Here is a 12,836-nt window from a genome sequence, read left to right on the forward strand (position 1 = left end):
CGGCAAGCGCAACCGGCATCGCTGTGTGCTTAGTAGCGCTTCACGCCTGGCACCGTGCAGCCGGCAATCTGCGACTTGGCCGAGGCGGCGTTTTCCTTCTCGCCGCGCGCAAGCCGCGACTGTTCGATGGTGGCCCAATGCCGACGGCACAGCGGCCCGGTCTTGGAGCCCAGCTCGATGGCCTGCTTGGCAAACCGCTCGGCGGCGGGCCAATCGGCCTGCAGCACCGCCACTTCGGCACGCTCCTGCAGGATGGCCGGATCACCGGAGACCAGGCCCACGGCCTGATCCAGCGCCGCCGCCGCCCCGGCCAGATCACCGGACTGGCGCTTGCTCTTGGCGGTCTCGCGCAGATCGTCCACCTGCGGGTCGCGCAATGGCTGCACCGACAGCTCGGTGTCGTCGACGCCGGCCTCGCGTTCGATCAGCAACAGCCGCTGTGTCGGCGTGGTCGGGTCCACCGGGGTCGGCGGCGACGGCGGCGGCGCGCTGACGCAGGCGGTCAGTGCGGCAGACACGCCAGCAAGGGCAAGCAGACGGTGCAGTCGGTTCATCGGGTCACTCCAGTCAACGTGCAGGTGGAGCCGCGGCGGGCGCCGGCGCGGGGTCTTCCGGCTTCTTTTCCAGACCGAAGAAGCGACGCCAGCCACCACCGCTGGATTGCTCGGCCGGCGCGGCTGCGTCGCCGGGCACGCCTTCGATCGACGGTGCATTGCCGGCACAGGGGGCGTAGGCCGGCGTGAAGCCGACCACGAACGGGAACTGGCGCGCGCCCGGGCAGCCAGCATCGGTGACGCCGGTGCCGGCCGCATCCACCCACTGCCAGTCCAGGCCCTTGCCGCTGACCTTCAACGGCGCACTCGGCAGCCGCGCGAAGATGCTCGACCACACCCGCATCGCGCCGGTGGCGCCGTACAGGCCGGTCTGCTCGTTCTGGTCATTGCCCATCCAGATCACCGCCAGGTGGTCGCCGGTGTAGCCGGCGTACCAGCTGTCGCGGCCGTCGTTGGAGGTACCGGTCTTGCCGGCCGGCGACAGCCGCCCCAGGCCATCGCCCAGCAACTGCCGTGCGGTGCCGCCGCTGACCACCTGCTGCAGCGCGATGCTGATCAGGTTGGCCGCCACCGAATCGCCCTCCTGCGCCGGCGCCGGGGTCTTGTCGTAGCGCTTGAGCAGCTTGCCCTGCGGATCGAGCACGCCGCGCACCGCATGCAGTGGCTGGATCTCGCCGCCGGCAGCCAGGAACTGGTACAGCTGCGCCATGCCGTACGGGCTCTGGTCGGTCGCGCCGAGGATCAACGACGGATTGGTATCGGCCTTGATGCCGGCCAGGACCTGGATCAGCTGCGCGATGCGCTCCGGGCCGACCTGCATGCCCACGCGCACCGTGGCCTGGTTGTAGGAATGCGCCAGCGCATCGATCAGCCGCACCGTGCCGTGGCTGCGGTTGTCGGAGTTGCCAGGCGACCAGGTCTTGCCGCGGCTGAGCTGCACCGTCACCGGCGCATCGTCGACCCAGCTGGACAGCGCCCAGCGGTCCGGCGAGGCCAGCGCCAGCAGGTACACGAACGGCTTGAGCAACGAGCCGACCTGCCGCTGCGCTTCGACCGCGCGGTTGAAGCCCGGCTTGGCCACATCGCGGCTGCCGACCACCGCCAGTACATCGCCGTTGTGCACGTCGGTCAGCACCAGGCCGGCCTGCAGCGGTGGGCGCTTCTTGTTGTCCAGCCGCTTGATGGTGCCGGTCACCGCGCCTTCGGCATACGCCTGCGCGGACGGCGACATGCCGGTCAGCACGCTCATGCCGGCGCCCTGCAGCACGCCTTCCGGGTAGTCGTGCGCCAGCTGGCGCCGCACCAGGTCCACATAGGCCGGGAAGCGATTGGCCGCGACCAGGCCGGGCTCGGTGGGCACGCCCAGCGGCGCGGCCAGTGCGCGCTTGTATTCGGCCGCGTCGATCAGGTTGTTTTCGTGCAGCTTGCCCAGCACGAAATTGCGCCGATCCAGCGCCCGTTCCGGGTTACGCCGCGGGTCGTAGTAGGACGGCCCCTTGACCAGCCCGATCAGCAAGGCGATCTGCTCGGTGGTCATCGAATTGAGCTCGCGGCCGAACCACAGCTCCGCGCCCGAGGACACGCCGTGGATCGCCTGCCCGCCGCGCTGGCCCAGGTAGACCTGGTTGAGATAGGCCTCCAGGATGGTGCGCTTGTCGTAACGCGCCTCCATGATCACCGCGTACAGGATCTCGTTGAACTTGCGGGTGAGGGTCTGTTCCTTGCCGATGCCGAGCAGGCCGCTGCGTGCCAGCTGCTGGGTCAGGGTGCTGGCGCCCTGGCGGACCTGGCCGCCGGAGCGCGCCATGATCCAGGCCGCGCGCACCATGCCGCTCAGGTCGATGCCGTGGTGGCTGTTGAAGTCGCGGTCCTCGACCGCCTGCAGGCCGGTGACCAGCAGCTCGGGCACTTCTTCCATGCGCACCAGGCGGCGTTCTTCCTGCTTCTGCCCGTACAGCGTGGCGATGCGCGCCGGATCCAGCCGCGCACTCTTGAGCGCCTTGCGGTCGCCAGCGTCGCGCAGGCTGGCCACGCGCCCACCGGAGAGGCTGACCTCAACCCGCCGCGCAGGCACGCGCCCGTCCACATCGACATAGCCGCGGCTGGCGATGGTGAAGCGGCTGCCGTCCTGCTGGTAGGTGCCGGCCAGCTTGGCCTGCCCGTCGTCGCGGTAGGAGGCTGCATCCAGCTCGGTCTTCAGGGTGGCCGCATCCAGCGCATTGCCTGGCGCCAGCACCAACGGCCGCCCATACACGCGGGTCGGGATCTGCCAGCGCAGCTCGCCGAAACGCTGGGTGACCTGCTTGTTCAGATACACCGTATAGGGAATCAGGAAACCGAGCGCCAGCGCGAATGCCGCAAAGGCCCAGACAATCAGCCGGCGTTGCCAGCGGGAGCCTTGCTCGGTGGAATCGTCCTCGAAATCGTCGGGAGCGTCGTTGTCGTGGCGTCGGGGCACAGGGATGCGAGAATGTAGAGTCCGGCGAGTCTAGCGCAGCGCTGTCGTGGTTGTGGTCAGCCGGACCCTTTGACTTAAGAGCGGCTAACAAAACCTGCGACGCCTGCCGACAGGCGGACACGGACCGTGCTTTGCATCTGCGGGTACCCTTCGTACCCTGCGCCTGCCTTGCGCAGTCCTTGCCCACCGACGACTGCCCGCCGGGTTTTCTTCGTCACGCCATGTCTGGAGTTCCAACGGAATGTCGATTTCCCTGGCCGATGCACGCTATCTGTTCAATCGCGTGCTCGGGCTGATCCACCGCAGCGTGGCAAGCATGCGCACGCGCGGCTGGCGCGCCACCTGGCAGCGCATTCGCGTGCATACGCAGGCGCCGCCGGCGGCGCTCGGCACGCCGTTGTGGTTGCCGGAGGCAGCTCCGTTTGCCGCGTTTGCCGTTCCGCACAGCGCGGTCCCGCGCGTGACGCTGGTGATTCCGGTCTACAACCACATCGCCCACACGCTGGCGTGCCTGCGCGCACTGGCGGCGCATCCGCCGTTGCTGGAGGTGGAGATCATCGTCGTGGACGACGGCAGCAGCGATGCCACGCAGACGCAGCTGCCGCAGGTGCAAGGCCTGCATTACCACCGGCGCGTCAGCAATGGCGGTTTCATCGCCTCCTGCAACGACGGCATCGCACTGGCACGCGGCGACTACGTGGTGCTGCTCAACAACGACACCATCCCGCAGCCCGGCTGGCTGGATCGGCTGATCGACACCTTTGCCCAGCACCCCGCCGCCGGCCTGGTCGGCGCGCAGCTGGTGTATCCGGATGGACGCCTGCAGGAATCCGGCGGCGTGGTATTCGCCGATGGCAGCGCGTGGAGTTATGGCCGTTTCGAATCGGCCGACGACCCGCGCTACGCCTATGTACGTGCGATGGACTATTGCTCCGGTGCGGCGATCGCGTTGCCACGCGCATTGTTGCAGACGCTGGGCGGGCTGGATCGCCGCTACATGCCGGCGTACTACGAGGACACCGACCTGGCCTTTGCGGTGCGTGCGGCCGGCCACCGGGTGCTGGTGCAGCCGGCCAGCGTGGTGGTGCATGACCGCGAACGTCAACAAGCAGGGACTGATCTAACAGGCCACCAAACGCTGTCTGTGACCAAGTGGAAAACACAATTGAGCGCGCAAGCGCCGCAAACCACTTCACTCAATCCTGACCTCTTGCATCGACATCAGCGCCAGGTGCTGATCCTGGACGAATGCGTGCCGCAGCCGGATCGCGACTCCGGCTCGTTGCGGCAGTTCAATCTGATCCGCCTGCTGCGCGAGGAAGGCGCGCACGTGGTGTTCGTGCCGACCCGCCGCGAACACGCCGGACGGCACACGCAGGCACTGCAGCAACTGGGCGTGGAAGTCTGGTACGCGCCGTTTCTCGAGGGGATCGGCAGCTGGCTGCGCACGCACGGCGCGCGGTTTGCCGTGGTGCTGCTGGTGCGTCACCACGTTGCGCACGCCTGCCTGCCGCTGCTCAGACGCTATGCCCCGCAGGCGCGCACGCTGTTCGATACCGTCGACCTGCATTACCTGCGCGAGCGCCGCGGCGCCGAGCTGGCCGGCGATGCCAACCTGTTGCGCGCGGCAGAACGCACCCGCCTGCGCGAACTGGAGATCATGGCCGCCACCGATGTCACGCTGCTGGTCTCGGCGGCCGAACAGGCGCAGCTGCAGGCGGACGCACCGCAGATCCGCACCGCCCTGCTCTCCAATCTGCATGAGGTGGCCGGCAGCGGTCACCGCTTCGAGCAACGCCGCGACCTGGTGTTCGTCGGCGGCTTCCGGCATTCCCCGAATGTGGATGCGGTGCAGTGGTTCATCAGCGCGATCTTTCCGCAGGTGCGCGCGCACCTGCCGGAGGTGATCTTCCATTGCATCGGCGCGGACATGCCGGAGGCATTGAGACTGCTGGCCGACGAATGCCCCGGCGTGCAATTGCACGGGCATGTGCCGGATCTGCTGCCGTTCATGGAGACCGCACGCATCGCGGTGGCGCCGCTGCGCTTCGGCGCCGGCGTCAAGGGCAAGATCAATCTGAGCATGGCGCATGGGCAGCCGGTGGTCGGTACCACCTGCGCGGTGGAAGGCATGCATCTGCGCGACGGCGAGGACGTCTGCGTGGCCGACGACGCCGACGCGTTCGCCGATGCAATCGTGCGCCTGTATCGCGATGCGGCGCTGTGGCAGCGCCTGGCCGACAACGGCTTGCATAACGTGGCCCGGCATTTTTCGCTGGATGCGGCACGCGGCACGGTGCGCGAGCTGTTTATTGCCGGGTGAGTGCCCGCCGGGGGTTCGGGCAGGGCGTGCAGGGCGCCGCCGCCGCAGGCGGCCGCGGCGTCAGCGCTGCTCCGCCACCGCCTTGACCCGGCGTGTGAACTCGGCCAATTCCGGCAGCTCCGGATCCAGCTGGTGCGCCTCGTCCTGCGCGCGCCGTGCGAAGGCAGCGTCCTCCTGTCCCAGGCGTTCGCTGCCCACCGCGACCCAGCGCTGCGCTAGCCGGCGACGCGCGCCGGCCAGCGCATCGTCACCGGGCATCAGCGCCTGCCAGGCATCCAGACAGCCGCGCGCGGCACGCAGGCGGTTGTTGCGCAGCTCGTCCTCGAAGCAGCGCTGACTGGCAGGCACCACACGTGCGGCGGCCTGCAGCACGCGTGGATCGCGCGGTGCCAGCGCCTGCGCCGCACGCACCGCGTCGTAGGCACTGGCGCCGGGAGGCGTCATCCATTGCTGTCGCGCTTCGGCATCCGTGACCCGCTGCAGCAGCGCGCGCAGGCGGCGCTCGCGGGTACCGCGCGACAACCCGGTTTCCGGGCTGCGCTGTGCATCGCGTGCACGCGCAATGGCCTGCTCGGCCTGGGCGATCGACGCAGCGCCCGGCAGCAAGGCTTTCGCTTCCTGCAGCGACTGCAGCGCGGCGTCGAACTGGAAGTCCGCCGCCTGCCGGCCGGCTTGCGCGGCATACTCGCCGGCCACCCGCTCAAGCCCACGCCGGGCAGCCGCATCCTCCGGCTCGGCCGCCAGCACTGCGTTGAAATCGCGTGCGGCCGGTGCCAGGCGACCACGCCGCAACAGGCCCTCGGCGCGCTGACGGCGCTGTTCCAGCACGCGGTGGTAGTGGCCCTCGGTCAGCGGGACATCGGCATGCCCGGGGTCATAGCGCTTGGCGGCGGCCAGCAACAGCGCCGCATCGCCGAGCGCATCGCGCGCCAGTGCGTGGCGGGCCTGCGCCAGCAGATCGGTCAATGCGTCCTCGCGCCCTTCCAGCGCGTCGGTACGGTCCGGCGCCAGGGTCAGGATGCGCTGGTACAACGGCAGCGCGCTGTCCGGGCTGCCATCCAGGCGCCCTTGCTGTTGCGCGGACACCGCCTGGGCGAACAAGGCATCCAGGCCGGCCCGACGCGCCTGCAGCGCGCGCAGGCGCAGCGCGACCGGGGCGGTCTGCGCCTGCGGCACCTCCAGCGCGTTCGCCAGCGTCAACGCACGTTGTGCAGCGGCGGCGTCCCCGGCTGCGACCGCCGCACGTGCCTGCACCACGGCGGCGGCACCGGTGCGCGCCAGGCCGGCGCGGGCCTCGCCACGGTCGCTATCCAGGGCAAGCGCGGCCGCGAACAGTTCACGCGCGCCGTTGCCGTCGGCCGCACTGAGGTGGCCGCGTGACAGCGCCGCATCGCCGCGCTGCAGCAGTTGCTGGATGCGCGTGTCCGGCCATAGCCAATCGGCCAGCGGCTTGCGCAGCACGACCGTGGCCAGCAACAGGCAGGCGCACAACACCAGCACCACGCGCCATAGCGCGCGGCTGCGCAATGGCGCCCAGAGGCGGGGCGATCGGGCCCAGCGCGGAAGCGGGAACATGCGGTGGCGTCCGTCCTTGGCGCGACCTGAGGGGGACGCGTTCACCGGGTCATGGTAGCTGTCTGCTGCGAAGACGATGTGGGCTTTGGGGGAATCGGGAATCGGGAATCGTCAGGCAGGCACCCCTCGCTTGCTGTGGGTGCCGTCTGTTCCGAAGCGATTGGCGCCGGCGAGCGGCGGAGCACTCAACCGAGTCGCCGCACCTCGTTGACGCCGGGCAGCGCGTCCAGCTTGCCAAGCAGGCTGGACAGCTGGCCGTAATCGCTGACCTTCAGGCGCAGGCGCAGCTGCGCCCTGCCGGTGTCGCGCACGTTGTCGCTGTTGATTTCCAGCACATGCGCGTCCTCCTGCGCGATCAGGTTGGTGATGTCCTTGAGCAGCCAGCGACGGTCGACCGCGCGCACCTGCACATCCACTTCGTAGCCGCTGCCGGCCTGGCCCCACTCCACCGGGAGCACGCGCTGCGGATGCGCCGCCGCCAGCCGCGACAATGCCGCGCAATCGGTGCGATGCACGGTGATGCCGCGGCCGCGGGTCAGATAGCCGGCGATCGGCTCGCCCGCCACCGGCTGACAGCAGCGCGCCAGCTGCACCAGCAGATTGCCCACGCCCTGCACGGTGAACTTGGACTTGCCCAGGCCCTCGCGGCGCGCGGTGGGCCGCGGTGGCGCCGGGACCGCGGGCTGCGAGGCGGCCCGTTCGGCCTCCAGCAGGGCGCGGCTGACCTGGTTGGGCCCGGTATCGCCCAGCGCCACCTGGATGTACAGGTCGTCAACCGTCTCGGCGTGGAACTTGCGCGTGGCCACGCCCAGGTCGGCGTGCTGCAGGCCCAGGCGCTTGAGCTCGCGATCGAGCAGGTCCTTGCCGGCCTGCACGTTGCGCGCGCGGTCGAGCTTGTGGAACCAGGCGCGCACCTTGTCGCGCGAGCGCCCACTGGCCAGAAAGCCGTTGGATGCCAGCAGCCAGTCGCGGCGCGGGTCGGCTTCCTTGGCGGTCATGATCTCCACCCGGTCGCCGCTGCGCAGCCGGTAGGTCAGCGGCACGATGCGGTCGTTGACGCGCGCGCCGCGGCAGCGATGCCCGACCATGGTGTGCACGTGGTAGGCGAAGTCCAGCGGCGTGGCGCCTTGCGGCAGGTCGATGACCTCGCCCTTGGGCGTCAGCGCATACACGCGGTCTTCGATCAGCTCGGCATCCAGCGCACCGGCCAGTTCGCCGTGGTCGCCGTCCTGCACCTGTTCCAGCAACTGGCGCATCCACTGGATCTTGCGGTCGAAGGCCTTCTCGCCGCCCTTGCCGCCTTCCTTGTATTTCCAGTGTGCGGCCACGCCGAGCTCGGCCTGCGCGTGCATCTCGTGGGTGCGGATCTGGACTTCGATGGTGCGCCCTTCCGGGCCGACCACCGCGGTGTGCAGCGAGCGGTAGTCGTTGGCCTTGGGCCGGGCGATGTAATCGTCGAACTCGCTCGGCACCGGTGCCCACAGCGAGTGCACTGCCCCCAGGGCGGCATAGCAGGCGGCCACGTCGTCGACCATCACCCGGACCGCGCGGATGTCGTACAGCTGGTCGAAGGACAGCCGCTTTTTCTGCATCTTCCGCCAGATGCTGTAGATGTGCTTCGGCCGCCCGCTCACGTCCGCGCGCAGGCCCTGCTGCGCCAGCGTCGTCGACAAGGTGCGCTTGACCGCATCCAGATAGCGCTCGCGCGCCACGCGGGTTTCGTCCACTTCGCGGGCGATGCGGCGGTAGGTGTCCGGCTCCAGGTGCCGGAACGCCAGGTCCTCCAGCTCCCACTTCACCTGCCAGATGCCCAGCCGGTTGGCCAGCGGCGCATGGATGTCACGGGTGAGCTGGGCCAGTGCACGGCGCTGCTCTTCGCTCAGGCGGTCGGCCACGCGCATGCGCGCCAACTGCCGTGCCAGCAGGATCGGCACCACCCGCAGGTCGTGGATGATGGACAGCAACAGCCGCCGCAGGCCTTCGCTGTTGCGCCCGGCCTCGCGACCGGCGTGCAGGGCCCAGACCTGGTCGGCCGCATCCAGCCCGTCCAGCAGTCCTTCCACCGCCACACGGCGCTCGGCCGGTTGCCACGGCAGGCCGGCGATCGCGCCGCGCAGCGCCGGCAGGTCGAACAACAGTGCCGCAATCAGGGTTGCCTCGTCGGCCGCCAGCAACCCCAACGCGTCCAGCGTGTCGGCGAGCAGTGCCCAGGGCACGTCCTCGCTCGGCGCTGGCAGCTGCTGCCAGGCCTGCGCCAGCGCGTCACGCAGCTCTGGCGCGATCGATGCGAGGGCAGGACGCTGCAGCAAGGCATGCAGGCGCTCGAAAGAGGAACTGGTCACAGCGGTGGACACGGCGATCGGCAACAACAAGGGGCTGACAGCTACGGTAACGTGCGCGTCACCTTCTCCACAACGCGCAGTGCGCCGTGGTCGGCGCAACGGCACGCGCCTGCGCTTATGGTCGGTTCACCCGCCAAGGTCTTGATTCGCAACCGCTGCGGGCCGCGATTGGTGCAGCGCCGCAAGCCGATCAGCACGGTCAATCGGCTTTTTACATGCTTTTTACAACTCGCCCAGACCGCCTGCCTATCCTCCATTGGCGTTGCCGCTGCGTCCTGCCGCGGCCACGTCATTCCAACCAACTGCGAGGTAGCCGATGAAGACCTGGAAGAAGCCTGTCGTTCGTGAAGTCAACTGTGGCGCCGAGATCAACTGCTACGTCTCCGGCGAATTCTGAGCGCACCTGCCGCCCTTCCTCCCGATGCATGACCGGCGATTGCCGGCAGATAGGTAACAGTTCTCCATGCGCATCATCGTTCTGGGATCGGCGGCCGGCGGTGGGCACCCGCAGTGGAATTGCCACACACCCGCCAGCCGGCGGGCATGGCAACAAGCCGACGGTGCCCAACGTCGTACCCAGGCCAGCATCGCCGTCAGCGCCGATGGCCAGCGTTGGGTCCTGATCAACGCCTCACCCGATTTCCGTCAACAACTCCTCGCAACGCCCGCGCTCTGGCCGCAACGCGGTCTGCGGCATTCGCCGATCGAGGCGGTGCTGCTGACCAGCGGCGAGATCGACCATATCGCCGGGCTGCTGTCGATGCGCGAGAGCCAGGCGTTCTCGCTGCATGCCAGCCGCCGCGTGCTGGACCTGCTGTCGCAGAACCCCATCTTCGATGCAGTCAATCCGGCTTACGTGCAGCGCCAGCCGTTTGCGCTGGAGACGCCACTATCGCTGCTGGGCCTGCAGCTGACGCCCTTCTCGGTGCCGGGCAAGGTGCCGTTGTTCATGGAATCGCGCAGCGGCGGCGACCTGGCCGGCTCCAATGAAGAAACCCTCGGGCTGACCATCGACGATGGCCAGCACCGCGTGCACTACATCCCCGGCTGCGCGGCGATGACCGATGCCTTGCGCGCGCGCCTGCAAGGCGCCGAGCTGGTGTTTTTCGACGGCACGCTGTGGCGCGACGACGAGATGGTGCAACTGGGCATCAGCCAGAAGACCGGCCAGCGCATGGGCCACATGAGCATCGACGGCCCCGACGGCACGATTGCCGCGTTCGCCCCGCTGGAGGTGGCGCGCAAGATCTTCATCCATCTCAACACCACCAATCCCGTGCTCGACATCCATTCGCCGGAGTACGCCAGTGCGCGTGCCAGCGGCTGGGACGTCGCCTACGACGGCCTGGAGATCACCCTGTGACCACCCTGCTCACCCCGGACCAGCTGGAGGCGGACCTGCGCGCCATCGGCGCCCGCCTGTATCACGACCAGCATCCTTTCCACGCGCTGCTGCACGAGGGCAAGCTCGATCGTGGCCAGGTCCAGGCCTGGGCGCTGAACCGCTTCGAGTACCAGCGCTGCATTCCATTGAAGGACGCCGCGATCCTGGCGCGCATGGACGACCCGGCGTTGCGGCGGATCTGGCGGCAACGCATCCTCGATCACGACGGCAACAGCCCCGGCGATGGCGGCATTGCCCGTTGGCTGCACCTGACCGACGCGCTCGGCCTGGACCGCACGCTGGTGGAATCCGGCCGTGCGCTGCTGCCCGGCACCCGGTTCGCGGTGCAGGCCTATCTGCAGTTCGTGCGCGAAAAAAGCCTGCTCGAAGCGATCGCCTCCTCGCTGACCGAGCTGTTCGCCCCCAACATCATCGGCCGGCGCGTGGCCGGCATGCTCAAGCATTACGACTTCGTCTCGCCCGAAGCGCTGGCCTATTTCGAGCATCGCCTGACCGAAGCGCCCCGTGATTCGGATTTTGCGCTGGACTACGTCAAGCAGCACGCCGATACCGTCGAGAAACAGGGCCTGGTCAAGGCCGCGCTGCACTTCAAGTGCTCGGTGCTGTGGGCGCAACTGGACGCATTGCACGTGGCCTACGTCGCCCCGGGCATCGTGTGGCCGGAGGCATTCGTGCCCGACCGTGACGCCAGCCGGGCCGCGGCGTGAGCAGCATCACCCGCGACAGCCAGCCGGCCCTGCGCGCAGGCGTGCGCCTGCAGCACGACCGCGCGCGCGACCAATGGGTGCTGCTGGCGCCGGAACGGGTGGTCGAGCTGGACGAGATCGCACTGGTGGTGGCGCAGCGCTACGACGGTGCGCGCTCGCTGGCGCAGATCGCGCAGGAACTGGCGGGCGAATTCGATGCCGACGCGGCCGATATCGAAGTTGATGTGATCGAACTCACCAACACGCTGCATCAAAAGCGTCTGCTGCGGCTATGACCATCGCCCCGCCACCACTGTCGGTGCTGCTGGAACTGACCCATCGCTGCCCGTTGGCCTGCCCGTATTGCTCCAACCCGATCGCATTGGCGGCGCTGCGCGAGGAAATGGATACTGCCGGCTGGCGCTCGCTGCTGCAGCAGGCTGCCGACATGGGCGTGCTGCAGGCGCATTTTTCCGGTGGCGAACCGATGCTGCGCAAGGACTTGCCCGAGCTGGTGGCGCACGCACGCGCGCTCGGGCTGTACAGCAACCTGATCACCTCCGGCGTAGCCGGAGGCGAGCCGATGCTGGACCAGCTGCAGGCGGCCGGACTGGAGCATGTGCAGCTGAGCGTGCAGGATGTCGACCCGGCCGGTGCCGACCGTATCGCCGGCTATCGCAACAGCCTGGCGAAGAAGCGCGCGTTTGCCGCCGCCGTACGTGCGCGCGGCCTGCCGCTGACGCTCAACGCGGTCTTGCATCGCCATAACGCCGAGCGCGTGCCCGGCATGATCGCGCTGGCGCTGGAGTGGCAGGCCGAACGCATCGAAGTGGCGCACACCCAGTACTACGGCTGGGGCCTGCGCAATCGCGCCGCGCTGATGCCCAGCCGCGCGCAGCTGATGGCCACGATTGATGCGGTGGAAACCGCCCGCCGCGAGCTCGGCGACCGCCTGGCGATCGACTTCGTCACCCCCGATTACTACGCCCGCCAGCCCAAGCCGTGCATGGGCGGCTGGGGCCAGCGCTTCGTCAACATCTCCCCGCGCGGCGACGTGCTGCCCTGCCACGCGGCCGAAACCATCGACGGCATGCGCTTTGACAACCTGCGCGAGCGTTCGCTGGCCGACATCTGGAACAACGGCGAGGCCTTCGTGCGCTTCCGCGGCACCGCCTGGATGCCCGAGGTCTGCCAGGGCTGCCCCAAGCGCGAGATCGACTGGGGCGGCTGCCGCTGCCAGGCGCTGGCGCTCAGTGGCGATGCCGCCACGCTGGACCCGGTCTGCGAACGCTCGCCGCGGCATGCCGAGGTGCGCGCCACCGCCGAACGCGAAGCTGCAGCGCCGGCACCGGAGTTGGTTTACCGCCGTCCCGAGCGTGCGAAAGTGCCCGCGTAGATCTTAAATCGCCGGTGGCGGAGCGCCCCCACACCCTGGTGGTGCCTCCACGCTGTGCGAGGCGGCTTGGGGCTGTCCCGCACACATCAGCACCTGT

General features: G+C 69.0%; 11 protein-coding genes. 7 read left to right on the plus strand and 4 right to left on the minus strand.

What is annotated here, in order from left to right:
- Window positions 1-29: 29 nt before the first annotated feature.
- Window positions 30-554, minus strand: coding sequence for a hypothetical protein (locus tag EO141_RS11050; protein ID WP_127169187.1), 525 nt, complete (start codon window positions 552-554; stop codon window positions 30-32).
- Between the two features lie 13 nt (window positions 555-567).
- Window positions 568-3,012, minus strand: a complete 2,445-nt coding sequence (gene mrcB, locus EO141_RS11055; protein ID WP_115677717.1) for a penicillin-binding protein 1B — start codon at window positions 3,010-3,012, stop codon at window positions 568-570.
- Window positions 3,013-3,253: 241 nt separating this feature from the next.
- Between mrcB and EO141_RS11060 the strand changes: the two genes are divergently transcribed.
- Window positions 3,254-5,335, plus strand: coding sequence for a glycosyltransferase (locus EO141_RS11060; protein WP_164739162.1), 2,082 nt, complete (start codon window positions 3,254-3,256; stop codon window positions 5,333-5,335).
- 60 nt (window positions 5,336-5,395) lie between these two features.
- Here EO141_RS11060 and EO141_RS21360 read toward each other — a convergent pair whose 3' ends face one another.
- A complete protein-coding gene (locus tag EO141_RS21360; RefSeq protein WP_164739173.1) occupies window positions 5,396-6,910 on the minus strand; it encodes a hypothetical protein in 1,515 nt (504 codons plus the stop codon).
- A gap of 185 nt (window positions 6,911-7,095) precedes the next feature.
- Window positions 7,096-9,279, minus strand: coding sequence for a bifunctional (p)ppGpp synthetase/guanosine-3',5'-bis(diphosphate) 3'-pyrophosphohydrolase (locus EO141_RS11075; protein WP_164739174.1), 2,184 nt, complete (start codon window positions 9,277-9,279; stop codon window positions 7,096-7,098).
- Between EO141_RS11075 and EO141_RS11080 the strand changes: the two genes are divergently transcribed.
- The 6 genes from EO141_RS11080 to pqqE all read left to right on the plus strand — a co-directional run bounded on the left by EO141_RS11080 (window position 9,223) and on the right by pqqE (window position 12,739).
- Complete coding sequence (locus EO141_RS11080; RefSeq protein WP_126969667.1) at window positions 9,223-9,600, plus strand: hypothetical protein; 378 nt, start codon at window positions 9,223-9,225, stop codon at window positions 9,598-9,600. The two genes, EO141_RS11075 and EO141_RS11080, sit on opposite strands and share 57 nt — an antisense overlap.
- Window positions 9,569-9,649, plus strand: a complete 81-nt coding sequence (pqqA, locus tag EO141_RS11085) for a pyrroloquinoline quinone precursor peptide PqqA (protein WP_002812057.1) — start codon at window positions 9,569-9,571, stop codon at window positions 9,647-9,649. The genes EO141_RS11080 and pqqA overlap by 32 nt, the downstream gene beginning before the upstream one ends.
- 66 nt (window positions 9,650-9,715) lie before the next feature.
- Window positions 9,716-10,615: a pyrroloquinoline quinone biosynthesis protein PqqB gene (pqqB, locus tag EO141_RS11090; protein ID WP_104584653.1), complete on the plus strand. Its 900-nt coding sequence runs from the start codon at window positions 9,716-9,718 to the stop codon at window positions 10,613-10,615.
- Complete coding sequence (pqqC, locus tag EO141_RS11095; protein ID WP_115677204.1) at window positions 10,612-11,364, plus strand: pyrroloquinoline-quinone synthase PqqC; 753 nt, start codon at window positions 10,612-10,614, stop codon at window positions 11,362-11,364. Before pqqB ends, pqqC begins: the two co-directional genes overlap by 4 nt.
- Window positions 11,361-11,639, plus strand: a complete 279-nt coding sequence (gene pqqD / locus EO141_RS11100) for a pyrroloquinoline quinone biosynthesis peptide chaperone PqqD (protein WP_115677205.1) — start codon at window positions 11,361-11,363, stop codon at window positions 11,637-11,639. The genes pqqC and pqqD overlap by 4 nt, the downstream gene beginning before the upstream one ends.
- A complete protein-coding gene (gene pqqE, locus EO141_RS11105) occupies window positions 11,636-12,739 on the plus strand; it encodes a pyrroloquinoline quinone biosynthesis protein PqqE (RefSeq protein ID WP_115677206.1) in 1,104 nt (367 codons plus the stop codon). The genes pqqD and pqqE overlap by 4 nt, the downstream gene beginning before the upstream one ends.
- Window positions 12,740-12,836: the final 97 nt, after the last annotated feature.

It is taken from the genome of Xanthomonas sp. BRIP62415, from assembly GCF_003993515.1.
Classification (GTDB): Bacteria; Pseudomonadota; Gammaproteobacteria; order Xanthomonadales; family Xanthomonadaceae; genus Xanthomonas; species Xanthomonas euroxanthea.